Annotated in this window: 20 protein-coding genes; 12 read left to right on the forward strand and 8 right to left on the reverse strand. The window is 38.7% G+C overall.

The features are described 5' to 3' along the window. Positions 1–199: 199 nt before the first annotated feature. Positions 200–1,714: a GH3 auxin-responsive promoter family protein gene (locus H9Q20_RS06755; RefSeq protein ID WP_124640443.1), complete on the forward strand. Its 1,515-nt coding sequence runs from the start codon at positions 200–202 to the stop codon at positions 1,712–1,714. 2 nt (positions 1,715–1,716) lie between these two features. Here H9Q20_RS06755 and H9Q20_RS06760 read toward each other — a convergent pair whose 3' ends face one another. Genes H9Q20_RS06760 through mutL form a run of 4 tightly spaced genes read right to left on the reverse strand, consistent with a single transcriptional unit; the run spans position 1,717 to position 5,567 of the window. Further along, positions 1,717–2,049: a hypothetical protein gene (locus tag H9Q20_RS06760; protein WP_124640397.1), complete on the reverse strand. Its 333-nt coding sequence runs from the start codon at positions 2,047–2,049 to the stop codon at positions 1,717–1,719. After that, complete coding sequence (locus H9Q20_RS06765; protein ID WP_187477338.1) at positions 2,049–3,032, reverse strand: endonuclease/exonuclease/phosphatase family protein; 984 nt, start codon at positions 3,030–3,032, stop codon at positions 2,049–2,051. The genes H9Q20_RS06760 and H9Q20_RS06765 overlap by 1 nt, the downstream gene beginning before the upstream one ends. Before the next feature lie 2 nt (positions 3,033–3,034). After that, the gene (locus tag H9Q20_RS06770; protein ID WP_124640393.1) at positions 3,035–3,793 is read right to left on the reverse strand and encodes a rhomboid family intramembrane serine protease; all 759 of its coding nucleotides are present in this window, start codon (positions 3,791–3,793) and stop codon (positions 3,035–3,037) included. A 4-nt stretch (positions 3,794–3,797) separates the two neighbouring features. Continuing rightward, positions 3,798–5,567 (reverse strand): DNA mismatch repair endonuclease MutL, encoded by a 1,770-nt coding sequence (gene mutL / locus H9Q20_RS06775; protein ID WP_187477339.1) that lies wholly within the window; start codon positions 5,565–5,567, stop codon positions 3,798–3,800. Between the two features lie 172 nt (positions 5,568–5,739). Here mutL and H9Q20_RS06780 point away from each other — a divergent pair, with 172 nt between their 5' ends. Together H9Q20_RS06780 and H9Q20_RS06785 are read left to right on the forward strand one after the other, a co-directional pair. Next, on the forward strand, positions 5,740–5,940 hold the full coding sequence (locus H9Q20_RS06780) for a hypothetical protein (protein ID WP_124640389.1): 201 nt from the start codon (positions 5,740–5,742) through the stop codon (positions 5,938–5,940). Positions 5,941–6,177: 237 nt separating this feature from the next. Next, positions 6,178–6,321, forward strand: coding sequence for a hypothetical protein (locus H9Q20_RS06785; protein WP_187477340.1), 144 nt, complete (start codon positions 6,178–6,180; stop codon positions 6,319–6,321). A gap of 192 nt (positions 6,322–6,513) precedes the next feature. Here the strand turns inward: H9Q20_RS06785 and H9Q20_RS06790 are convergent, their stop codons facing one another. Further along, a complete protein-coding gene (locus tag H9Q20_RS06790) occupies positions 6,514–7,962 on the reverse strand; it encodes an IS1182 family transposase (RefSeq protein WP_187477341.1) in 1,449 nt (482 codons plus the stop codon). A gap of 101 nt (positions 7,963–8,063) precedes the next feature. Here H9Q20_RS06790 and H9Q20_RS06795 point away from each other — a divergent pair, with 101 nt between their 5' ends. From H9Q20_RS06795 to rnhA, 3 genes are all read left to right on the forward strand, one after another. Continuing rightward, positions 8,064–10,007 (forward strand): T9SS type B sorting domain-containing protein, encoded by a 1,944-nt coding sequence (locus H9Q20_RS06795; RefSeq protein ID WP_187477342.1) that lies wholly within the window; start codon positions 8,064–8,066, stop codon positions 10,005–10,007. Positions 10,008–10,170: 163 nt separating this feature from the next. Next, on the forward strand, positions 10,171–11,757 hold the full coding sequence (gene dnaB, locus H9Q20_RS06800) for a replicative DNA helicase (protein ID WP_124640385.1): 1,587 nt from the start codon (positions 10,171–10,173) through the stop codon (positions 11,755–11,757). A 39-nt stretch (positions 11,758–11,796) separates the two neighbouring features. Next, complete coding sequence (rnhA, locus tag H9Q20_RS06805; protein ID WP_187477343.1) at positions 11,797–12,273, forward strand: ribonuclease HI; 477 nt, start codon at positions 11,797–11,799, stop codon at positions 12,271–12,273. A gap of 49 nt (positions 12,274–12,322) precedes the next feature. Here the strand turns inward: rnhA and H9Q20_RS06810 are convergent, their stop codons facing one another. Then, positions 12,323–12,604: a cytochrome C gene (locus H9Q20_RS06810; protein WP_124640381.1), complete on the reverse strand. Its 282-nt coding sequence runs from the start codon at positions 12,602–12,604 to the stop codon at positions 12,323–12,325. Positions 12,605–12,654: 50 nt separating this feature from the next. Here H9Q20_RS06810 and meaB point away from each other — a divergent pair, with 50 nt between their 5' ends. Next, complete coding sequence (gene meaB, locus H9Q20_RS06815; protein ID WP_124640379.1) at positions 12,655–13,638, forward strand: methylmalonyl Co-A mutase-associated GTPase MeaB; 984 nt, start codon at positions 12,655–12,657, stop codon at positions 13,636–13,638. Here the strand turns inward: meaB and H9Q20_RS06820 are convergent, their stop codons facing one another. Then, positions 13,639–14,157, reverse strand: a complete 519-nt coding sequence (locus H9Q20_RS06820; protein WP_187477344.1) for a DUF4251 domain-containing protein — start codon at positions 14,155–14,157, stop codon at positions 13,639–13,641. It abuts the gene before it with no gap. 172 nt (positions 14,158–14,329) lie between these two features. Here H9Q20_RS06820 and H9Q20_RS06825 point away from each other — a divergent pair, with 172 nt between their 5' ends. From H9Q20_RS06825 to H9Q20_RS06840, 4 genes are all read left to right on the forward strand, one after another. After that, positions 14,330–15,142 carry a M48 family metallopeptidase gene (locus H9Q20_RS06825; protein ID WP_187477345.1) on the forward strand — a complete coding sequence of 271 codons (813 nt, stop codon included), beginning with the start codon at positions 14,330–14,332 and terminating at the stop codon, positions 15,140–15,142. Between the two features lie 354 nt (positions 15,143–15,496). Continuing rightward, entirely contained in the window at positions 15,497–19,510 is a 4,014-nt protein-coding gene (locus H9Q20_RS06830; RefSeq protein ID WP_187477346.1) for a fibronectin type III domain-containing protein, read from the forward strand. Between the two features lie 144 nt (positions 19,511–19,654). Further along, positions 19,655–20,443 carry a hypothetical protein gene (locus H9Q20_RS06835; protein ID WP_187477347.1) on the forward strand — a complete coding sequence of 263 codons (789 nt, stop codon included), beginning with the start codon at positions 19,655–19,657 and terminating at the stop codon, positions 20,441–20,443. After that, on the forward strand, positions 20,341–22,131 hold the full coding sequence (locus H9Q20_RS06840; RefSeq protein WP_187477348.1) for a T9SS-dependent choice-of-anchor J family protein: 1,791 nt from the start codon (positions 20,341–20,343) through the stop codon (positions 22,129–22,131). Before H9Q20_RS06835 ends, H9Q20_RS06840 begins: the two co-directional genes overlap by 103 nt. A 222-nt stretch (positions 22,132–22,353) precedes the next feature. Here H9Q20_RS06840 and H9Q20_RS06845 read toward each other — a convergent pair whose 3' ends face one another. Beyond that, on the reverse strand, positions 22,354–22,881 hold the full coding sequence (locus H9Q20_RS06845) for an SPOR domain-containing protein (RefSeq protein WP_187477349.1): 528 nt from the start codon (positions 22,879–22,881) through the stop codon (positions 22,354–22,356). 182 nt (positions 22,882–23,063) lie between these two features. Between H9Q20_RS06845 and H9Q20_RS06850 the strand changes: the two genes are divergently transcribed. Further along, on the forward strand, positions 23,064–24,437 hold the full coding sequence (locus H9Q20_RS06850) for a c-type cytochrome (RefSeq protein WP_187477350.1): 1,374 nt from the start codon (positions 23,064–23,066) through the stop codon (positions 24,435–24,437). Positions 24,438–24,443: the final 6 nt, after the last annotated feature.

Raw genomic sequence — 24,443 nt, forward strand, 5'->3', positions numbered from 1 at the left:
ATTGATGGTGTTTGCCGCGATAGCCGATGCAAAAAGCATCACGGCAGTTCGTCCTAATTGTTTTTGAATTTTCATTTTAAAAAAATTTATGTCCAAAAATAAACATTAATTTATGAATGAACGAGAAGATGAAAAGCATCATGCCAAATTAAAGCTTAAAAAACTTGGTCGAGTTGCAAAAAAAATTAACTTTGTCCTAATGGCAACAAAAGCACTTTTCAATTCGGTAGTCAATTGGTTTATCAAGCAAAGGATAGATCAAATTCAGCATTTTATCGATTATCCCATCGATACTCAAAATGGCGTTCTATTTTCCCAATTGTATCATGCCGAAGACACGGTGTATGGTAAAAAATTTGGGTTCAACAGCATTTCTTCCTACGAAGATTTCAAAAACAAAGTCCCAATTGTGAGTTATGAGGGGATAGAGCCCTACATTGAAAGAGCCAGACAAGGCGAGAAGGATGTAATTTGGCCTGGACAAATCAGAAATTTTGCAAAATCCTCTGGGACCACCAATGCGAAGAGCAAATTCATCCCCATTACCGATGAAAGTTTGGAGTTCTGCCACATGAAAGCGGGAAAAGATTTGGTCTCCATCTATGCCAACAATCATCCGGGCAACCAACTTTTTGTTAATAAAAATTTGAGATTAGGAGGTAGTGCCGAATTGTACGAAAATTTCAACACCAAATTTGGAGATTTATCAGCAATTTTAATTGATAACCTTCCTTTTTGGGTAGAGATGACCACCACACCCAGCAAAAAAGTTTCTTTGATGTCCGAATGGGAAACGAAACTAAAAGCCATAGTCGCTGAAGTGAAAAATGAAAATGTGGGCAGCCTTACCGGAGTTCCGAGTTGGATGATGGTGCTTTTGCAAAGGGTAATCCAAGAAACCAATGCGGTTAATATTACCGAAATTTGGCCCAATTTAGAAGTCTTTTTCCACGGAGGAATCAGCTTTAAGCCGTACAAAGATCAGTACATGAAAATCATCGGCAAAGACATCAATTATTACGAAATTTACAATGCTTCCGAAGGTTTTTTTGCCATACAAGACCAAGCCGGTAGCGACGAAATGTTGTTGATGTTGGATTATGGAATTTTCTATGAATTTGTTCCGTTGGACGAGATTGGTAAAGAAAACCCCATAGCTCTTTCACTGGATCAGGTCGATATAGGGAAGGTCTATGCCGTGGTGATCACCACCAATGGTGGATTGTGGAGATACATGATCGGTGATACCGTAATTTTTACATCCACACAACCGTATCGCGTTCGTGTTGCCGGAAGAACCAAGCACTACATCAATGCTTTTGGTGAAGAATTGATGATTGATAATGTAGAAACGGCCCTAACCAAAGCCTGTGAAAGCACAGGTGCTTCCGTGAGAGAATATACCGGTGCTCCGGTGTACATGAAAGAAGGCGAAAGTGGTGCCCACGAATGGATTATTGAATTTGGTGAAATGCCCAATAATTTGGATTATTTTATAGAAGTTTTCGATAACCATCTCAAGGCAATCAACTCAGACTATGAAGCGAAAAGATACAACAACATGACCCTGAAAAGGCCGATTGTTCATTTGGCAAAAAATAATCTTTTCTATCGTTGGATGGAGCAAAGAGGAAAATTGGGCGGACAAAACAAAGTCCCAAGACTGAGCAATACCCGAGAATTTATAGATCCTTTGTTGGAGCTGAACCAATAAATTTATTCTGCGGTTGATGTTTGTACATCAGCCGTTTCTTTTTTTACAGACTTTTCAACTTCTTTTTTAAGTTTTTCTTCCAGCTGTTTTTGTTTAAGCAGTTCTGCTTCCTTTTGCAAAGCCTTTTTTAAAGAATCTTGATAGGACGACGACGCCATCCTGATCCTTCTGGCGACATCGGCAGAAGTGGCACCTGCAGAAAAAGAATCGACCGGAGTGGTGTCGTACTTGGGTTCTACAAAAACGGCATCCGGATAATTGGCATGGTCATTTTGATTTTCGGAACAATACGAAAAACAAACAGCGAGAGTGAAAACGAGTACGAATTTTTGCATTATTTAACAAGTTTGAATTGGGCAATTACAGGATAATGATCGGAGATATGAACCGTTCTGTCCACCTTATACGACAAGGCTTTGATTGTTTTTGAACTGAAAATATAATCAATCCGGATGGGGATTTTATAATCGTGAAAACTGGTGGACAATCCGGATCCACTGTCTATAAAACCATCGTTCAGACCTTTGACCAGCTGATAATATTCGTAAGAATTGGGTACGGCATTGAAATCGCCACACAAAATAATCGGATACGGAGTTTGTTCGATAAACTTTTTAATTTCCTCTACCTGTGTTGCGTGCGTTTCGTAGGTGGTCAGCAACCGTTTGATGATGAACTTTGCCTTGGCTTCATCTTGTTCAAAATCACCATCGGTTAGCAGTTTCTTCTTCTCAAAAGAATACGGTTCTAGGTAAATATTAATGAGGCGTATGCGTTGTCCATCAATTTCCACATCGGCATATTGCATATTCCCGGTATACTCTTTAGGGTCAAATAAAATTCCTTGCTCAAGTATTTTGTATCGGCTGTGGATGGACAAAAGCCAATCGTGATCGGTAACATACTTCAGTCTGATTTCCGGACGGCTGGCGTTTTCCGTTCCGGATTCTTGTAAAAAAACGATGTCTGCATTTTGATGGTTCAAATACTCTTCGGCATCCTTTTTACTTTTATTGTTAAAAGAAACCACCTTTAGTGTTGCATTTTCTTTGGATTTTGTGTTGAAATTAACCCAACTCAGGACCGGTTTATAAAAAAACAAACCTAAAATCAGGAAAACCAAAGCTCTTTTTTTCCAAAGAACCATCCAGAACAGACAAAGCAAAACATAAACAATTAAGACCCCTGGAAATGCCAAGGACAGCAGATTGAAATACGGAAAAAAAAGAGGCGAAACATAAGCGTTCATCAAAACACCCATCAATACGAAAAAGAGGAGTACATGGATGAGGGTGAAAATAAATCTAAACGGTTTCAACTTTAGTAAATTCTAAATCGATTGCGGTTCCAGATTTTAGCCATAATGTATCCGACAAGTGCACCGCCCACATGAGCAAAATGGGCAACACCACCCACATTTCCGCTAAATCCGAGGTATATGGAAACCAAAATGATAATGGGCAACAATATCTTGGCTTTAATAGGAAAAGGAATGAACATGAACATTAATTTGGCATCCGGAAATAGAGTGGCAAAGGCAGCTACAATTCCAAAAATAGCACCAGAAGCACCCAACATCGGACTTCTAAGATCCGAAAACAACTGTCTGGAAAGGTCAATCGCTTCCTGACTGTTGGCCGAAATGTTCATATCTCCTTGATAGCCAATTTTTGCTTTTAGGTAAATGTCCGAAACATCTACACCCAAAACCTGCAATTGACCGACCAAATGATTTACCTGGTAGAAATTCCAAATGTTAAAGAGTAAAAAAGAGCCGATCCCTGAAAGAAAATACAGCCACAGATATTTTTTTTGTCCTAAAGATTGCTCCAAAACCGGTCCAAAACTCCACAAAGTAAGCATGTTGAAAAGGATATGCGTAATCCCGATTCCCTCGCCCATTGGTGCGTGCATAAACATGTGTGTGAGGATTTGCCACCAATGAAAATTGGGAGAAAAAGGATAATATGCAGAGAGCACATTGTACAACGCACCGTTCATCAATAAATTGGTAAGTAAATAGACCACCACATTGATGATGATGATGTTTCTGGTGATGGGAGGGATATTTTGAAACATAAGTTTAAAATTTATTTTTAAAATCGTCTATCGGCAATTCGATAAAACACCTTTTGCCATCGGGCAAATATTCTGGGAAGCCTAAATTAGTAAAATCTTTTATTAAATCTTCAGCATCATTTTTATAAATAAAATCAAATCTGGATTTGCTTTGCATTTTATTCCATTGATTTTCATAGAAGTGTAAAAATTCTTCTTCGGTTTTGTATTCCAAGATATCGAATAAGTTCTCTAAAAACTTCATCACCTGAGTTTCCTTCAAGCCTTCAGGGACGGCATCTATCCTCAGGACATTTTCATACGCCACATGCATTTGGAAACCCAAATCCGGCAGGTATTTTTTGAAGGATTTGTATTTGTTTTTTTCAATTTCGTTCATGTGATATTCCAAAGAAAACAGGAGGGCATGGCTTACCGAGCTTTTGTTTTGCACTTTGTTACCGTTTGCAATTACCAAACGATGCATGCGTCCCAAATCCAGCATCAGTGTTCGGTCTCCCTTGTTGAAAACCCAATATCCGTTGGGCAATCGCATCAGATCTTCTTCAAAATCTTCGTCCTCGAAAAGGTTGATTTTAGATGGCGCCGCCTCGATATTTTGATGGTACAGTTCTGCCAGATTCTGGATTTCTGCATGTTTGTGTGAGATGCTTTCTTCTTTGAACGGATTAAAAGTTCGATCTACAGAAATTTCAGGGGTCTTAAAATTTTGCATAGAAGGAGTTTTTCCGCCAAAAAAATCGTCCATTTTGGCATCCCTTTCAAAATCCAAACTCGGTGCAATGTTGTATATGCCCAAAGCTCTTTTGATGGTAGATCTTAGCAATGCAAAAATCAGATGCTCGTCTTCGAACTTTACTTCTGTTTTTTGAGGATGAATGTTGACATCGATTTTCTCGGGATCCATTTCCAAAAACAAGAAAAAAGAAGGGATGTATCCCGGTAGCAATAGTCCATCAAAGGCTTCTTGTACCGCTTTGTTCAGATAAGGGCTTTTAAAATATCGACCGTTTACAAAAAGAAATTGTTCGCCTCTAACTTTTTTGGCACCTTCAGGTTTTGCGACAAATCCGTTAAGGTTCACCCAATCCATATCTTCTTTGATGGGTACCAAAAGCGGTTGAAGTTTTCTTCCAAAAACATCAACAATTCTTTGCAGGAGAGATCCTTTTCTGAGTTTGAAAATGGGTTCGTCGTTGTGGAACAAATCAAATTCGACTTGGTCATGAGCCAAAGCCACGCGTTGAAATTCATCAATAATATGCCTGAATTCTATATTGTTGTTTTTCAGGAACTTTCTACGGGCAGGCACATTGTAGAATAAATTTTTTACTGCAAAATTAGAACCTTCAACCGTCTGTACAGGTTCTTGAAACTGCAATGTTCCCCCTTCAATATAGATGTTTGTTCCAATGCTGGCCTCTTTTTTTTTGGTTTTCAACTCCACCTGAGCCACCGCAGCAATGGATGCCAAGGCTTCGCCACGAAAACCTTTGGTTGCGATTTTAAAAATATCTTCAGTATTTTTTATTTTGGAAGTTGCGTGTCTTTCGAAGGCCATTCTGGCATCGGTTTCTGACATTCCCAATCCGTCGTCCACCACTTGGATCAGGTTTTTTCCGGCATCACGAACGATGAGTTCTATTTTACTGGCTTTGGCATCGATGGCATTCTCCATGAGTTCTTTTACGATAGATGCAGGCCTTTGTACCACCTCGCCCGCAGCGATTTGGTTGGCGACATGATCCGGTAAAAGTTGTATGATATCCGACATATAAAACAAAATAATTTGCAAAAGTAACGAGAATTTCTCAAATCATCTCGGTCTTAGAAAATCTGAAATGGTCAGTATTAACAAAGTTTAGATTTTTATTAACATAAATTTAAAACAACATGCATAAAAAAGGCATGTTTTTTGCGAATGTTTGGATACAAAAAATGAAATTATGAAAAGCGAAACAAAAATTATTTTGGCCGCAGGTATTGGATTGTTTACCGTATTGGGTATATGTGCGTTGAATAGAATCATGAAAACCAAAAAAAGAAAAAATCAAGACATTTATTTGTATAGAGATGAACATCGACATTTTGATATTTCTGAACATACAGAAGATCTGGATGGAGTTGAGCTTTATGCATTAAAATAGAGAAACTTCATATTTTTTATAATTAACTTCAGAATCAATAATGCTCCAGCGTTATTGATTTTTTTATGTTTACATCCCTAGTTATTTAATTTGAAACAATACAGCTTCATAATAAAATGCATAAATCATAGGATTTATGGAACAATAAATCGGAACTAAGCATCAACAAAAGCATTTTGCTGTGTAAACAACAATCAAATGCAGAAAATTTTATAAATTTGTTCACATTTTATTTTTATGAAGAAAATTGTACTCTTAACACTTATTTGGTTTTCCCAATTTATTTATGCGCAGTCCGATTGCGAAACAGCAATGGCTGTTTGTGGAAATACCGGAATTTCATACACCCCAAGTGGAAACGGAAATGTACCTGAAACTTGAGGTCACTGAAAAACCATCTTCATTTTGAATAAGATTTAATTTCAGACAAGAATTAAGAGCTTATTACACGACTTTAAAATCGGTAATAAGCTCTTTACATTTTTTGGAGTTCTAAATTTAATGGGTTTTGTAAAGCTTGTTTTGATTTAATTGGAGCTGAGTTTTAAAGATGATGATTTTGTTCTCTTTTTCTTAGATTAATTTCAGGATCCTCTTCAAATTGACTGCGAAAATAGCCAATGCTCCCTGCATTTGCATGTTTTCTATTCCATAAGAAGTGGCTCTTTTGTAACCATGAACATTTTTAAGTTCACTGTTTTTGGCTTCAATTTTATACCGGTGTTTCGACTTTTCTTTGTAATAATCACTTTCCTGAAAAGCCATCTGTTCTTGGTGTAATTCTGATTTTATAGAAACCGAGTAGGTTTTAGATTTTGCTCCGTCTTTGTAACAACCTTCTCTTAATGGGCAAACTTTACATTTTTCAACATCAAAATAATATACATCAGCTTGATTTTTGCCGACATTCTTTCTGTTCTGATGGGCTTTTCTGATGGCTAAATGCCCGGCAGGACAAACAAATCTGTCAGCATCCTTATTGTAATCAAACTGGTCTTTTTCTTTCCTACATCCTTGTGTAATGGATGGATTTAACTTTGCAACAATTTTTATATCCTGTTCGCTGGCAATTTTCAGATTTTCTTTTCCACTATAAGCCGAATCGCCAATGATGGTTTCCACTTCCATTCCGTTGTCTTGGCTCATTTGCAGTAATTTTGGCAATTCAGGCCCGTCTCCTTTTTCTCCCGAAGTTACCACTGCTGCGGTGATAATCCGCTCTTCACTCATCGCCAAATGTGTTTTGTAACCGAAAAAGGAACTGTCTGCGGATTTATGTCCGATTTTGGCATCCGTGTCTTTTGAGAAAGTTAGCTGTTCATCGGTGTCTTCGGCTGTTTCCCTCAAAAGATTTAATTTCTCTTTCACTGCCGGAATCTCACTTATTGATGGCTCATCTTCTATGCATTTTTCAAGTTCTCTACAATAAGCCAATTCTTTGTTCAGATCGTTTTCAGTATTCTTGACCGGCATTTTTGATTTGAAGTTTTCATCAAATTGATAAACCGTTTTACGAACTAATCTCGAACGCTCTCTCAGTACTTCTATGCTTGAAAATGGATTCGATCTAGATAAAGTATGTGTAGCGTCCACAATAATGGATCTGGATTTAATAATGCCTTTATCGATCGCTATCGTTACCGTTTTACCAATTAGAAGGTTCAACAAATCGGTATCTTTCAAGCGTAATTTCCTGAATTTTGTAAGTGAACTGGGGTTTATCACATCATCTTCGGGAGCCATATCTAAAAAATATTTGAAAGACATATCATAGCGGGAACGCTCTACCACATCTACATCAGAAACCGAGTAAATGCTTTTCAACAAAAGGTATTTGAACATCTTCACCGGACTTTCCGCATTGCGACCATTGTTCAAACAATACTTATTCAACAGTTCATCGTAGATGAAGGAAAAATCTATCAAATCATTAATTTTTCGAAGAAGATTTTCTTTCGGAACGATTAAATCATACAAATCGGAATAAGAACTAAACTGAATCTTTTGCTGTTGGACTAACATTCTTTATCTTTAAAAGACCTTATCAAGGTACAAAAAAAGGAGCTAAAATCCTAAGATTTCAACTCCTTCTTTTTCATATTTCCTGAAAATTCACTTTTTCAGTGATCTCAACTTTAGGGGGCTGTCTATCTTCTAATGAGCACTATTCGGTTTGGTATAAGTTTACCGTGAATACCGCCGGAACATTGACTTTTCTAATCGTTCCGAATGGTAATGCCGATTATGACTGGGCGGTTTACGGACCCAATGTCACCTGTGCTACCAAAGGTACACCAATCCGTTGTTCTTATGACGGCCCACCAAGTGATGACGGTACTTATACCACAGGACTTAGCCTGACTTCTACCGTAATCACAGAAGGTGCAGGAGGTACAGGATATTGTAAATATTTGGATGTATTGCCTGGGCAAACATACTACATGGTCATCGATAACTATTCTGCAAATACAAACGGTTTTGCGCTAACATGGGGCGGGACTGCAACTTTGTCATCGTCGTTTGATAATCCTGGGGTTCAGCCTTTTCCGATTATTGCTCCAGGACCTAACCACGACGGTTTTATCCCGATGTGTGTCAATACAGCGACTTATGATTTCACACAACTGAATGCAGGAATTATCAACGGTAACCAAAACTTCATCATTACCTATCACAGCAATCAAAACGATGCCCTTACGGGTGCCAATCCTTTGCCAATGCCGGTAACCATTAATGTTCCATCGATCTATTACTACAGCATCCGTTACGAAGATCCTAACGATCCCAACAATATCATCAACAGTTGTAGAAAAGTGGGGCCGGTAAAATTTGTATATGGAAACATTTCGTTGAATCCGGCAACGGTACAAGCGTGTAACAACAATAACATCGGTTATGGATTTTTCAATCTGAACAATGCCGCTGTAATCAACGATCCTACAGCAACCAAAAAGTTTTACCCAACCATGGCCGATTTGAACGCAGGAACCAACCAAATTACCAATCCTAATGCGTATCAATCGACCGCTCCAAAGCAGGTTTTTGTAAAGGTAACAACGGCGCAAAACTGTACCAATTCTGGACCTATTAATTTAGAATATTTCCCATCGTTCCAGGTGAATGAAGCAAGTTTGGTATCTTGTTTTATAGAAAATACGCCTACCAAAGCCGTATTCAACCTGACCAATGCTGTGGTTACTACGCTTCCTGGAGCCGTTATCAAGTATTATCCTACAACCAATGATGCTGCCCAAAATGCCAATGAAATCCTAAATCCTACGGCATATATTTCTGAAACAAAAGCGATCTATGCGAAAGTTTTGGATGCAAACGGTTGTTATAATTTAGCTAAAATTAACCTTTCGGTTACAGCTCCGGCACCGTCATCAGTTTTGGTGGACAAAATTATTTGTGCAGAAAAAACGACAACCCTTGATGCCGGTTCGGGATATACCGCTTACGAATGGAGTACTGGTGCAACTACGCAAATCATCAATAATGTAGGGGTTGGTAACTATTGGGTTAATCTTACCAAGAACAATTGTGTGACCAAACAAAATGTAAAAGTTGTTGCAACCGTAGCTCCCATCATTTCAAATGTAGAAATTACCAACAACACCATTGTTATAAACGCAACAGGAGGTGTAGCTCCGTACAAATACTCTATCGACGGTGTCAACTGGCAAGATTCCAACACTTTTTCTGGATTGCCAAGAGGTTTGAATATGGTCTATTTAAAAGACAGTTTCAACTGTATTCCTGTTTCCTTACAGATCACTGTACCCAATCTGTTGAACGCCATCACTCCTAATAACGATGGAGTGAATGACGAAATAGAATATTCGGCTTTGGCTTACAAAGAAAATCTTCAATTCACTGTATTTGATCGTTATGGTAAAAAAGTTGCCGTAGCCGATAAAACCAACGGTTATAAATGGGACGGAAAATTCCAAGGAAAAAGATTGAATACCGGAACCTATTGGTATGTTATTACTTGGAACGAAGACGATGCCAATAAAACTCCGGTAACCTATTCCGGATGGATTATGTTGAAAAATTTTGAATAAATTTAACATGAAAACCCAAAATAAAAAAAAGAGATTGCCACAGCGGCAGTCTCTTTTTTATTAACATTGTATCTGTTTGTAAGTCAGTAATATGAATGTGGATTGAACATGATTGTTGATTAAATATTCGGAAGATGAAGTGTAAATATTCTATCTTTGTTTCATGGCACAAAAGGAAACCTTATCATCTCTTACCCACGGCAATTTTGCTAAAGAACTTTCCATTTCCGATGGAAAACTACCTCCCAATGCAGTTGATCTAGAAAAAATTGTAATCGGTACTTTTCTTATTGACAAAAAAGGACTCGATTATTCCATTGACTTGCTGACTCCGGAAGTTTTTTACGATCCCAGACATCAAGTTATTTTTTCGACGATTGTCAAACTTTATTTGGAAAGTAAACCGGTGGATATGGTTACGGTGATCCAAGAGCTTAAAAAAAGTGAACAATTGGGGACAGCAGGAGGTGATCATTATATCATTGACCTCACCATGGGGGTTTCGTCCAGTGCGCATATCGAATATCATGTTCGAATTATCTTGGAAAAATTTATTCTAAGAAGCCTTATCAATGTATCCGCCAATGTTATCGACAGTTCATACAAAGAGTCAACCGATGTTTTTGAATTGTTGGACAAAGCCGAACAAAGTTTTTTTGAAATTACCAACGGAACCATCAAAAAAGGATTCGATACAGCGAATGATTTGGTAAAACAAGCCATAGAGTCCATCAAAGCCTTGAAAGACAAAGAAGGTCTTTCGGGGATTCCTTCGGGATTCACAAAATTGGATGAACTGACAGGCGGTTGGCAAAACTCGGACTTGATTATCATTGCAGCGCGTCCAGCGATGGGTAAAACGGCTTTTATCCTTTCCATGGCCAGAAATATTTCTGTACAACACAAGATTCCTTTGGCTCTATTCTCCTTGGAGATGGCATCCGTACAGTTGATTACGAGGATGATTTCTTCTGAAACCAATATTTCATCAGAAAAATTAAGAAAAGGAACCCTAACCGATGACGAATGGCAAAGGCTTTTCACCAATGTTTCTGAATTGGAAAATGCCCCATTGTACATCGACGAAACGCCATCGCTTTCCATATTTGACTTTCGTGCAAAAGCCAGAAGATTGGTGATGCAACATGGAGTGAAGATTATCATGGTCGACTATCTCCAGTTGATGACCGCCGGCGGAGGAAAAGGATCCGGAAACCGTGAGCAAGAAATCTCCATGATCTCTCGATCGTTGAAGGCCATTGCTAAAGAATTGAATGTCCCTGTCATTGCCCTTTCACAGTTGTCTAGATCGGTAGAGACCCGTTCTGCAACCAATAAAAGGCCTCAGCTTTCCGACCTTAGGGAATCGGGTGCCATCGAGCAAGATGCCGATATTGTTTCCTTCATCTATAGACCAGAATATTATAAACTCGGAACTTGGGATAACGATCCGGAGGACGCACAGACTTCAACCGAAAACCAAGCCGAAGTCATTGTTGCAAAACACAGAAACGGTTCTGTGGACGATGTTCGTTTGGCATTTTTAAAAACCATGGGTAAATTTGCCGATTTAGAAGCGCTTACCACTTACAATTACGGTTCTTCTAATTTTTCGGATCACAATGAGCCTTCTGGATTTGATAAAATTAGAACCACCATCGATCCTGGTGCTGCCTTCAATATGGGAGGAAATAACAACCTAAGTGCCTCATCAATGAACGATGACGACGATGAAGGAATGCCTTTCTAAAAAAAATTGAATAGTACTGATACTTTCACAAAACAATTCATGAAAATAGAGATTTTCACCGATGGTGCATGTAGCGGAAACCCCGGAAAAGGAGGCTATGGAATCCTGATGAGGGTGGTGGGTAAAAATTATCAAAAAACCTACAGCTGTGGCTACAGAAAAACCACCAACAACAGAATGGAACTTTTGGCGGTCATTGTGGCTTTAGAAAACCTAAATTCCACGGGACACGATGTCCACATCTATACCGATAGTAAGTATGTTGCCGATGCCATCAACCAAAAATGGTTATTGGGTTGGGTGAAAAAAGGTTTTAATAAGGTTAAAAATCCCGACCTGTGGAAAAGGTTTTATCCACTCTTCATGCAACATCAGCCAAAGCTGCACTGGATAAAAGGGCACAATGGACATCCTGAAAATGAAATTTGTGACCAATTGGCCGTAAAGGCATCTCAGTCTGCACAATTAGAAATAGATCATTACTACGAACAACCTGAAGGCAACGGATTGTTTTGAAAGTCAAAAAATAAATAAGCCACCTTTTTCTGAGGTGGCTTATTTTCAATTAGTTTTGGGTTAGATAGTCATAAACCAAAGTTGATTGAGCCTCGTCCAATTTTGCTTTTGGTGCCATAGACTTCATGATTCCCACCCATTTTTCAGCAGAATAATCTTTTGCTTTTGGCAAATCGTGACACTTACCACAAGATTTTTCAAAAAGCATTTTGCCTTCTGCTAATGCTTCTTTAGAAACTTTCTTGGTTGCAGCAGTTCCTGCTTGGGTCTTTGTTGTACACGACATTACAAAGGCAGTTGCCAAAACGGATAATACAAATAATTTTTTCATAACTTTCAAATTAAAACATTCTTTCAAATATATATATTATTTTTGTTTTGATGAAAGTTTCAACAAAAGATTTGTACCAAGGCATTATCAATGGAGATACCCGATTGTTGGGTAAAGCAATCACTTTGGTCGAAAGTAAAAAGCCAGAACACCGAGAACAAGCCGAAGATTTATTAAAGATGATTATGCCTCTCACCGGACAATCGGTTAGGATTGGTATAACTGGAGTGCCAGGTGCTGGAAAATCTACTTTTATAGAAAGTTTTGGACTTTTTGCCATAAAAAAAGGACTAAAAGTTGCGGTTTTGGCCATTGATCCCAGTTCTGCTCTCAACAAAGGTTCTATTTTGGGGGACAAAACCAGAATGGAAGAATTGGCAAAAGAGAAAAATGCCTTCATCCGTCCTTCTCCAAGTTCCGGATTTTTAGGCGGTGTTGCCAATACGACCTTTGAGACAATGTTGATTTGTGAAGCGGCAGGTTATGATTTTATCCTAATCGAAACCGTAGGTGTGGGACAAAGTGAAGTTTTGGTCTCCGATATTACTGATGTTTTTTTGTTTTTAAAAATTATTGGTGGAGGCGATGAGTTGCAAGGTATTAAAAGGGGGATTATGGAAATGGTAGATTTGATCTTCATCAACAAGGTCGATGATCAGAACATTCAAAAAGCCAAAAATACCAAGTTGGAATTGATGCGGGCCTTGCATTTTATACATCCTAAAGAAGAAAATTGGAAAATTCCTGTTTTGCTGGGATCGGCATTGGAGCATCGTGGTTTGGATGAGGTCTATGCTCAGATTGAAGCGTATATTCAGCTAAAAAAATCGACCGGTAGATTTGATGAGGTGAGAAAACTTCAGGCTGAAAAACGCTTTGATTATTGGGTGCAAGAGCTAATTTTACAGAAAACCAAAACCGGAAATTACGGAAGTTTGGATTATGAACATCACAGAAAAAATGCTTCCAACCTTTTGGCCAATCCCAGTACAGAAGCGGCAGAGTTTGTTGAAAGCATTTTCAAAAAAATCTAATTATTTTTTAAATTTTTCGAGGTAGCCGTCGTAAGTGATCGGTTGTCTGTCGTTGGAGTCTACAGAAACCATTGCCGATCCTGAAGGGTATATTTCTATGCTGATTCTTCTGATTGCTGTATTGTCATTGGGCTCGAAGGTGTAGATCGTTTTACCGTTCTTTCCTGCAGATTTTTTTAGATAAAAATCTTTTGATGCAAAACGATAACCGATTTCTGAAGGATTGGTAGAGGCTTTGTACGCTCTTCCAAAATAGGGTAAATTAACCTCCAGTAAATTTTTCTTTAGACTCAGCCCGTAACCGGTGCTCAATTCCAAAATTCGGGTAGCTGTAGAATTTGGAATGGAATTAATAGTATTGATCACTGCATAATTGGTAGGGTTGGCTCTTTTTGCAACAAATGAAAACTCATCGGATTGAATTGCTGTATTCAGTTCCTGGGGTTCCATATAGATTTGTGAAGCACAACTTTGAAGAAGTGCAATTGCAGAAAATATTAAGATGAATGTTCTTTTCATGATTAACACTGTTTTTTGGTAAAATCTTTTTTTTAAAAATTAACAACCTGAGGTTGAGTTGCTTTGTAAAGCACAACAAATTTAATGCTAAACATCGGTCAAATCATGAAAAAGTGGAATAAATTTTGTTGATCGTGAGAAAATTATTAATTTAGAATCTTAAATACCGATTATGAAAAAAATAAAATTTTTTGGTTATGCATTGGCGTCAGTTGCATTGGTGTCGTGTGTTACCAATCCCATGACGGGCAGAAGTTCCTTACAAATTGGAAACAATGCAGAGCTAAGTACTATGGCTTTGAAAGAATACAACAATACGCTTTCTAAATCCAAAGTTATCAAAAATACCGCTGCGGCAAAGTCGGTGACCAATGTGGGTATGAGGATAAAAAATGCCGCCAACAATTATTATAAAAGTATCGGAAGGGAAGGGGATTTGGCCAATTACCAATGGGAATTTGCTCTGATAGAGGACAAGCAACTGAATGCTTGGTGTATGCCGGGAGGTAAGGTTGCTGTGTACACCGGGATTTTGCCCATCACCAAAGACGATACCGGATTGGCTGTAGTGATGGGTCACGAAGTATCTCACGCTTTGGCAGGTCACGGTAACGAAAGAATTTCTCAAGCCATGATTGCCCAATATGGAGGTGCTATTTTAGGGGCATCCATTTCCAATGCTCAATTACAAAGCATTTTCCAACAGGCGTATCCTATGGGTTCGCAAGTAGCGTTATTGGCTTACGGTAGAAAGCAAGAGTCGGAAGCCGACCAAATGGGTCTTTACCTAATGGCTATGGCGGGATACGATCCAAGACAAGCTGTACCTTTTTGGAACAGGATGGAAGCGGCGTCTAGTGGAGCTAATAAACCACCTGAATTTTTATCAACACACCCAGGTGCTGAAAACAGAATTGCCGGACTGAATGCCAATATGGCTAAAGCTTTGGAGTATTACAAAGCAGCAGGAGGAAAAATTAAATAAAAGCATTTAGAAGTTATCAGGCAAAATAATTTTCAAAGAATTATCAGAAAAGGAGTTAAAAATCTTAGGATTTTTAACTCCTTTTTTCGTTGTGTCTAATGTGTCTAATGAATGTTGTTTTGTGTGAAAATCATCTTTTGCTTGGATGAGGAGTGTTTTTTTTATTGTTTTAATTAGATGTTTAATTGTTTTGATGTTTTGATGGATTATTTGTAATTATTTTTAGTTAATAAAAATTGATTTAATACACTAATATCAACTTAAAGCTGATTAAATGTTAAAATTTAAAGTATGTAGCAAGTGTATATTTAGATTTTTTTTACATTTGTTGAAGTTTAATAAAATATTAACGATATGAAGAATTTTAATTTATTTCGAGGTTTTAGTCAAAACCTCAAGATGTACAGGCTGCGGCATACGGTTGTGTTGCTCTTGGCTCTGCTTGGTTCCCAGTTTTCTTGGGCACAACTTTATCCTGTTGCAGGTACATGTACCGGTGGTATTGGGACTACTTTATATGCGCCCGCAAGTTCCACCAATTCGTTGTCCACCAGTAGGCATGCAGTGATCTATCCTGCAAGCCAATTGTCCGGAATTGCAGGGCAAACATTGTCTTCTCTGTATCTTTGGAAGTTTTCAACGGCAGATATGGTGGGAACGCCGAATCTTAAGATTTATCTTAAAGAAACGACTGCTACAGATCTTGGTGCAAGTGCAGTGGATTGGTCAACGGTATCTACCGGAGCTACTTTGGTTTATGATGGTAATCCGGTTACTGCAACAGCTGGTGTTGCAGGATGGAAGCAATTGGTATTCTCTACCAATTTTCCGTTTACCTCAAGTGCCAACAATTTAATGGTTTTGTTTGAGTATGTGAACACCGGGAATACGGTTAATACAACATGGGAATATGAATATACATCTCCTTGTGTAAATACATCAAACAACAATACAGGTAAGTATGTAACGACAACTACAGGTACACTTGGTACTTCATTGGCATCTTCGAATTATAGAAGACCACGAATTGCTTTTGATTATTTGGTTTCTTGTCCTTGGCCTTCAGGATTGGATGCTACGAATATCACATCAAACTCTGCAACAGTGTCTTGGGTTGCTGGTGGTACGGAAACTTCATGGGATTATGCGGTGCAACCTGCAGGGTCAGGAGCTCCAACTTCGTTTTCAACAACTTCATCTTTAACAAACAATGTTAGTTCTCTTACTCCAGGAACCATTTATGAACTTTATGTAAGAGCAAAATGCGGTGGAACCAACGGGGATTCAGCTTGGAAAGGTCCTTTTACTTTTCAAACGGCTTGTGCGCCAATAACTTCTTTGTACGAAGGATTTGAAAATACAGCGACAGGAAATTTTGTTCCAATCTGTTGGACAAGAATGGCGCCGGCTACTACTCCGGGGTCAATGTCTGTTTCTACGACGACTCCGGCTGCTGGAACCAAAAATGTTTACCAATACGCATCTTCTACTCAGTCCCCGACCATTGTTGCTTTGCCGGAAATGTCCAACATTAATGCAGGAACGCATTGGTTGAGATTAAAAGCGAGAGTATCAACAGCAAGTGGTACATTGAGTGTTGGTTATGTAACGGATGTAACGGATGTTGGAAGTTTTGTTACCATACAAGATTTGACCATCAACAACACCACATATACCACAGTTGATGCAGAATATACCGTTGCTATTCCTTCTTCCGTTCCAGCAGGAGCTCGTTTAGCAATTAAAAATGCAAATGATGGTAAATCCTACTATTGGGATGAGGTATTTTGGGAGCCTATCCCAACTTGTGTGAAGCCGACGGCTTTAGTAGCATCTGCAATAACTGATAATTCTGCAACAATATCTTGGACGGCTTCTGTTACACCTCCTGCAAACGGATACGATGTGTATTACAGCACTACGAATACTGCCCCAACAGCAACTTCTACTCCAAATATGAATGTTGCAGGGACATCCGCAAACCTAACTTCGCTTACGGACAATACCACCTATTATGTTTGGGTAAGAAGTGTGTGCAGCACGACTGATAAGAGTATTTGGAATGCGTTACCGAGTTTCGAAACGGCATGTCTTCCAATGACTTCATTGTATGAAGGATTTGAAACCACTGCAACGGGAAATAATGTCCCTGATTGTTGGGTGAGAATGGCGCCGGTTACTACTCCGGGATCGATGTCTATTTCTACGACTACTCCTGCTGCAGGTGTGAATAATGTATATCAATATGCTTCTGCAACTCAGAATCCTACCATTGTTGCCTTACCGGTATTTTCAAATGTAAATGCAGGAACGCATTGGTTAAGATTTAAAGCGAGAGCAACCACTACCGGAGGTACACTTTCTGTAGGTTATGTTACGGATATTTCTGATGTTGCAAGTTTTGTTTCTATTGAAGATTTAACCATCAACAATACAACTTATACAACTTCAGATGCTATTTATAAAGTTATAATTCCTACCACTGTACCTGCAGGTGCAAGATTGGCCATTAAAAATAAAAACGATGCAAAATCGTATTATTGGGATGAAGTGAATTGGGAACCAATTCCAACTTGTGTTGCGCCAACATCCTTAGGTGCATCTGCAATTACTGACAATTCTGCAACCGTTTCTTGGACTGCTTCTACTACGCCTCCAACCAATGGATACGATGTGTATTACAGTACTACCAATACGGCGCCAACTGCAACTACAACACCGTCAGTTAATGTTGCAGGTACTTCGGCTAATTTGACTTCTCTAACGGATAACACCACCTATTATGTTTGGGTAAGAAGCAATTGCAGCACAACCGATCAAAGTATTTGGGTAGCATTGCCAAGTTTCGAAACTTCTTGTTTGCCTGTGTCTTACATGTATGAAGGTTTTGAGACTACTGCATCAGGGAATTATGTTCCGGATTGTTGGGTGAGAATGGTTCCTGTATCCAGTCCGGGATCCATGACGATTACAACAACAACTCCAGCATCAGGAACTAAGAATGTATATCAATACACTTCTACTACAACCAATCCAGTTATTGTTGCCTTACCTGTATTTTCAAATATTAATGCTGGTACTCACAGACTAAGATTGAAAGCTAGGGTGTCTTCTGCTGGCGGAACTCTTTCTGTTGGCTATGTAACAGATGTGAATGATGTGAGTTCTTTTGTTTCTATTGAAGATTTAACCATCAATAATACGACTTATACCGATCCAACAGCGCAATACAATGTAATAATCCCTAACACAGTTCCTGCTGGAGCGAGGTTAGCCATTCATGGTAAAAACGATGCAAAATCCTATTATTGGGATGATGTTTATTGGGAGCCAAACTCAACTTGTGCTGAGCCTACTGCATTAACGGTAACAAGTACGACTACGACGACAGCGACATTGTCATGGACGGCTCCGGCTACAGCACCGGCAGAAGGATATGATGTGTATTATAGTTTGGTAAATACTGTACCTACTCCAAGCACGACTCCATCGGTCAATGTAACCACAACTACTGCAAACTTATCTTCATTGTCACCTAGTTCTATGTATTATGTGTGGGTAAGATCCAGATGTTCATCTACCGATCAAAGTCCATGGGTAGCTTTGCCAAGTTTTGCAACGGCTTGTGATGCGGTGAATTTACCTTATGTTCAAAACTTTGAATCGGTAACTACACCTGCATTGCCAACTTGTACCACCAACCAAAATGTTGGAACAGGAAACAATTGGGGTACAGTAGCAAGCCCAGGATATGGGTTTACAACGAATGCATTGATTTACAGTTATAATACATCAAATGCTGCTAATGTGTGGTTCTATACAGCAGGAATTAATTTGACAGCCGGTACAAACTATAAGATTTCATTTGATTATGGAAATAACAGCACCACATATGCTCCAGAGAAACTAAAAGTTGCTTTTGGTACTTCAGCGGTTGCAACAGCAATGACCACACAGATTGTTGATTTACCAAACATTAACCAAGCGGCATTGCAGTCAGGTACCTATACATTCACTGTACCTACAACAGGAGTGTACTATTTTGGATTCAATTGTTATTCTGATGCCGATAAATTTTATTTGTATGTAGATAACATAGCGGTAGATGTTAACAATCTAGCAACATCCGAAGTAGATACTAAAGACAGCATCAAGGTATATCCTAATCCTTTCCATGATGTAATTACCATTTCTGAAATTAGAAATGTAAAAACCGTTCATGTAATGGATGCTTCTGGAAGATTGGTGAAAACCATTGAGAAACCTACTGCACAATTGCAATTGGGTGATCTAAAATCCGGAATGTATATTTTACAACTGGCTCATAGAGACGGAACAACAACTTCTGTTAAAGTGATCAAAAAGTAAATATTTTTAACCAAATGTTAAGGAAGCTGCTCAAACTTGAGCAGCTTTTTTTGTTGCGTTTGTGTGTGTGATGTCCTTGAAAACATGATTAATAATAGGGAGAGCTAATTTTTCTCCATTGAGTTTAAATTTAATGTAGATAGAATGAAAAATTTTAATTTAATTAAAGATTTCAAGATCAACAAGCTTCAAAATATGGCTATTTTGTTGATGACGATTTTGATGTCTCAATTCTCATGGGCGCAGTTGTTTCCTGTGGGTGGAGCGTGTTATGCAACAACTCCATTAGGCAATGGCACTTATGCCATGGCGAGTAATAATGTGCCTCTTTCGACCAATAGAGTTGCAACAATTTATCCGGCAACTCAACTTGCGGGTATTGCGGGACAAACGCTAACCTCTCTTTATCTAAAAAAGATCACTGCAACAAATATTGGTGGTACTCCAAATTTTAAAGTGTATTTGAAAAATACATCAGCTCTTGATTTTGGTGATGCATCAGCAGATTGGACTACTTTAGTTACAGGAGCCACTTTGGTTTATAATAGCAATCCAGCAGTTGCAGCAGCAGGTCCTGCAGGTTGGAAGGAGTTTGTACTGTCAACCAATTTTAATTACACAACTGGTTCCAATTTAATGGTGCTTTTTGAATATGTAAATACAGGAAATACGACCAATGTTACTTGGGAGTACGAATGGAACAACCCTTGTGTGGATGTTACCAATGACAATACGACAAAAAATCAAACCAATAACGACGAAACCTTGCCTGATCTTCTAACAGCAACTAATTATAGAAGGGCTAAAATAGGATTTGATTATTTGGTATCTTGCCCAGCTCCAACAGCGCTACTGCAAATAACATTACAACAAATTCTGCAACGGTATCTTGGACTGCAGGAGGTGCTGAAACTTCTTGGGATTATGTGGTGAAACCTGCCGGAACAGGGGTGCCTACAACCTTTACCAATGTGAGTACCAATTCGGTTAATGTTAACTTGGCTCAAAATACCTATTACGATCTTTATGTTCGTGCAGCTTGTGGAGGTGCCAATGGGAATTCCGCATGGAAAGGACCGTTCACTTTCAAAACAGAATGTGCACCGGTAACTTCTTTATTTGAAGGGTTTGAAACTACAGCAACCGGAAATTATGTGCCGGATTGTTGGATTAGATTGGCTGCTCCTTCGGATTCCGGAAACCAAACCGTAACTACAACTTTGCCGGCAACAGGGACTAAAAATGTATCTCAATATGCTTCGGCTACTCAAACCCCGGTTATTGTAGTGTTGCCAGAATTGTCCAACATCAACGACGGAACTCACCGATTGAGATTGAAAGCAAGGGTAAATTCAGCAGGTGGTGGTACCTTGTCTGTAGGATACATCACCGATCTTACCGATATGCTCAGCTTTGTGGTGATTGAAGATTTGAACATCATGAATACCGTTTATTCAGTTCCAAATGCGGAATACAGTGTTGTTATTCCTGCAGCAAGCATTCCTGCCGGAGCAAGATTGGCTATTGTAAATAAAAATGATGGTAAAACATACTATTGGGATAATGTGTATTGGGAGCCGGTACCAACTTGTATAGAACCTACAGATTTGGTATCTTCTTCAGTAACGATGAACAGTGCCGTTCTTTCTTGGGCGCCTTCTGTAACGCCACCAGCACTAGGATACGATGTGTACTACAACACAACAGGTGTGGCTCCGGATGCAAGTACTTCAGCTTTGTTGAATGTGCCAACTGCAACCACTACTGCTAATTTAACCGGCTTAAATTCCGGTACAACTTATTATGTTTGGGTGAGATCTAAGTGTAGCGACACCGACAAATCGGTGTGGAAAGCTCTTCCTTCTCTTGCAACAGAATGCGGTGTAGGCAACTTACCGTATGTTCAGAATTTTGAATCTGCTGCTACTCCAGCACTTCCAAGTTGTACTACGAAACAAAATGCAGGTACAGGTAACAATTGGGTAACCATCAACAACCCTGGATACGGTTTCGGAACTAAAGCTCTAATGTATCCGTATAATATGGCAAATGATGCCAATGCATGGTTTTTTACCCAAGGTTTAAACCTTATGTCGGGTATAACTTACAGAGTAACATTTGATTATGGTAACGACGATGGTGTTAATTATACAGAAAAATTAAAAGTGGCTTTCGGAACAACGGCCGATGCTGCAGCCATGACGACTCAAATTGCAGACCTTCCGAGCATTTCAACGATTACATCACAAAATGCAACCTATACATTTACCGTTCCGGCTAACGGAATCTATTTTGTAGGATTCAATGCGTATTCCGATGCCGATAACTCAAATTTATTCTTGGATAACATTAATATTGAAGTAGATCCTTTGTCAACAGACGAAGTGAATGCAAAAGATGCCATCAAAGTATATCCGAATCCTTTCCATGATGTGGTGAATATTTCTGATGTGAAATCTGTTAAAAACATCCAAGTTTTGGATGCGACAGGCAGATTGGTGAAGGCTTTCGATAGACCAAGTACACAACTTCACTTGGGTGATTTGAAATCAGGATTGTATATCTTGAAGCTTCAGCACAAAGATGGAACCACGACTTCATTAAAAGTGATGAAGAAATAATTTTTAGATCAAATCAACGATCGAATAAACCACTCGAATAGAGTGGTTTTTTTATTATTAATTTTGATGACCATTCAGAAGTTTCGTTAAATTATTTAAAGGTATTGCAATGTCTTTCAAATTAGATTTCGTTTGTTTCTGTGGCTTGTAGACATTCACACTAAATAAAAACACCTGACTTCCACAAAAGTCAGGTGTTGTATTTTTTGGTGAAATTGAATTTTATTTCGCTTCAACACAAAAAATTCTGTATTGGATGGGTACGGCTGTATTGTACTGTTTTCTAATGCTTTTAAGATCAGATGCAGCGCTGGTTTTTGTAAAATAACTGCCTGCTAAAATTTTATAATTTGGCCTAAGTGAAGCGTCGATCTCTACTTTGAGGTATGGGAATTTAGTACGGAAGTCACTTCGTATTTTATTCGCCTCATCGTTGGATTTTACGACGACTACTTGAATTTTAAAGCCAGAAATTCTTGGGTTTTTTCGACAGATTTCTTCGTTGGTCAGCGCTCTATTGGGAACAACGATTTTATTGTTCTCTTTTGTACCATTTTCGAAATTTGGGTTTCTGTCTTTTTTGTCCAGGCATTTTTCTTCCAAATCGGAAAGTTCATTGGATATTTTTGTGTCCATGGTCATGATCAATTCCGTCCCGTTCAAAGTGTCTCTCTTTGTAACTTGTTGGGCACTAGACAGGTGAGAGATTAGTGCTAAAGCAATTAAAAATGTTCTTGAAATAATTTTCATCTAAATCTTTTTCGCAAAATTATAATAAATAAAATATATGACAGTGATAGTTATTTAGAATAGTTATAAATTAGCCTTTCGGATAGAATTGTCATATTTTGTTACTGTTAAATATCTGTTAAAAGTGTTACTTTTGCGCAATTGATTATATACTCAATTTTTTCTAACCCAAGATTTAATAAATGATTAGTTGGAGTAAGCATTACAAAAAAGGATTGTTGGCAATAGGTTTGTTGCTAGCAACTACTGCTTCTATCTATGCGCAAGGAGATGCGAAAAATGGAGAGAAACTCTTCAAGGCAAACTGTGCTGCTTGTCACGCTTTGGACAAGCAATTGGTAGGCCCTGCATTAGGCGGTGTTGTAGATAAGGTAAAAAAGGAGCAAAACCTTGATGAAGCATGGTTCATCAAGTGGATTAAAGACAATAAAGCTTTAAGAGCATCTGGCGACAAGTATGCCAATGAGCTTTATGAAAAATTCAATAAGGTTGAGATGACTGCCTTCCCGAGCCTTTCGGATCAGGACATCAAAGACATTCTTGAGTACACGACTAACCCACCAAAAGAGGAACCTAAAGCAGAAGATGCTGCCGGTGCTGCTTCAGCAGATCAAGGGTCTAGTGCGGATCTAGAAAAAGAAAGACAAGGGAAGAATGATGGCTTAATCATTTTTGCTTCCTTGTTGGCAATCGGTGGATTGTTAATTTGGTTACTCATTAAACTAAGAGGTTTGGTGAAATTGCAACAAACCGATGAGTTGGGAGGCCTTAACGATAACCGTGTAACTTCTTTTGCAGATTTTTACAAAAAATACAACGGTGTTGGCAAACTTGCTCTTGCATTGTTGGCGGTATTTGCATTCTACGGAGTTTGGAACTGGTTAATGTGGATCGGTGTCTATAAAGGATACCAACCGGAACAACCCATTCATTTCTCACACAAAATTCACGCTGGAGAAAATAAGATCGACTGTCAAATGTGTCACACTGGTGCCAAGTACGGCAAGGTGTCCGAAATTCCGTCCATGAATGTGTGTATGAACTGTCACCGTATGATTTCTGAATACAACGGTAAATATATGGAGCCTGGAAAAGATAAAGCATTCTACGATGGAGAGATCCAAAAGATCTATGCTGCAACAGGATGGGATCCGTCAAAACAAATGTACACGGGTAAAACAAAACCAGTGGAATGGGTGAGAATCCATAACATGCCGGATTTCGTTTATTTTAACCACTCTCAGCATGTTGTTGCAGGCGAGCAAGCAATCATTAATTCATACAACAAGAAAAATCCAAACGACCAAATCGATACGGTATGTAAAGCATGTCACGGTAAAGTAGATACAATGAATGTGGTACAAATGGCAAACGACTTCACCATGGGATGGTGTATAGAATGTCATAGAACAACAGAAGTTGATATGAACAACGGTTATAATAAAGAGTACTTCAAGAATCTACACGACAAACTTGCGAAGCAATATCCTGCTTCTGGTGGTAAAGTTACAGTAGATGCTATTGGAGGTCTTGAGTGTGGTAAATGTCATTATTAATAACTA

The sequence above is a fragment of the Amniculibacterium sp. G2-70 genome (assembly GCF_014353055.1).
Classification (GTDB): Bacteria; Bacteroidota; Bacteroidia; order Flavobacteriales; family Weeksellaceae; genus Amniculibacterium; species Amniculibacterium aquaticum.

What these genes read in the sequence shown, in the direction of transcription:
- dnaB (WP_124640385.1), top strand. Translation starts at nt 10,171, where the DNA reads ATGGCACAAAAGGAAACCTTATCATCTCTTACCCACGGCAATTTTGCT.
- H9Q20_RS06755 (WP_124640443.1), top strand. Translation starts at nt 200, where the DNA reads ATGGCAACAAAAGCACTTTTCAATTCGGTAGTCAATTGGTTTATCAAG.
- H9Q20_RS06820 (WP_187477344.1), bottom strand. Translation starts at nt 14,157, where the DNA reads ATGAAAAGAACATTCATCTTAATATTTTCTGCAATTGCACTTCTTCAA.
- H9Q20_RS06810 (WP_124640381.1), bottom strand. Translation starts at nt 12,604, where the DNA reads ATGAAAAAATTATTTGTATTATCCGTTTTGGCAACTGCCTTTGTAATG.
- H9Q20_RS06850 (WP_187477350.1), top strand. Translation starts at nt 23,064, where the DNA reads ATGATTAGTTGGAGTAAGCATTACAAAAAAGGATTGTTGGCAATAGGT.
- H9Q20_RS06825 (WP_187477345.1), top strand. Translation starts at nt 14,330, where the DNA reads ATGAAAAAAATAAAATTTTTTGGTTATGCATTGGCGTCAGTTGCATTG.
- mutL (WP_187477339.1), bottom strand. Translation starts at nt 5,567, where the DNA reads ATGTCGGATATCATACAACTTTTACCGGATCATGTCGCCAACCAAATC.
- meaB (WP_124640379.1), top strand. Translation starts at nt 12,655, where the DNA reads ATGAAAGTTTCAACAAAAGATTTGTACCAAGGCATTATCAATGGAGAT.
- H9Q20_RS06830 (WP_187477346.1), top strand. Translation starts at nt 15,497, where the DNA reads ATGAAGAATTTTAATTTATTTCGAGGTTTTAGTCAAAACCTCAAGATG.
- H9Q20_RS06760 (WP_124640397.1), bottom strand. Translation starts at nt 2,049, where the DNA reads ATGCAAAAATTCGTACTCGTTTTCACTCTCGCTGTTTGTTTTTCGTAT.
- H9Q20_RS06770 (WP_124640393.1), bottom strand. Translation starts at nt 3,793, where the DNA reads ATGTTTCAAAATATCCCTCCCATCACCAGAAACATCATCATCATCAAT.
- H9Q20_RS06845 (WP_187477349.1), bottom strand. Translation starts at nt 22,881, where the DNA reads ATGAAAATTATTTCAAGAACATTTTTAATTGCTTTAGCACTAATCTCT.
- H9Q20_RS06785 (WP_187477340.1), top strand. Translation starts at nt 6,178, where the DNA reads ATGAAGAAAATTGTACTCTTAACACTTATTTGGTTTTCCCAATTTATT.
- rnhA (WP_187477343.1), top strand. Translation starts at nt 11,797, where the DNA reads ATGAAAATAGAGATTTTCACCGATGGTGCATGTAGCGGAAACCCCGGA.
- H9Q20_RS06835 (WP_187477347.1), top strand. Translation starts at nt 19,655, where the DNA reads ATGAAAAATTTTAATTTAATTAAAGATTTCAAGATCAACAAGCTTCAA.
- H9Q20_RS06790 (WP_187477341.1), bottom strand. Translation starts at nt 7,962, where the DNA reads ATGTTAGTCCAACAGCAAAAGATTCAGTTTAGTTCTTATTCCGATTTG.
- H9Q20_RS06780 (WP_124640389.1), top strand. Translation starts at nt 5,740, where the DNA reads ATGAAAAGCGAAACAAAAATTATTTTGGCCGCAGGTATTGGATTGTTT.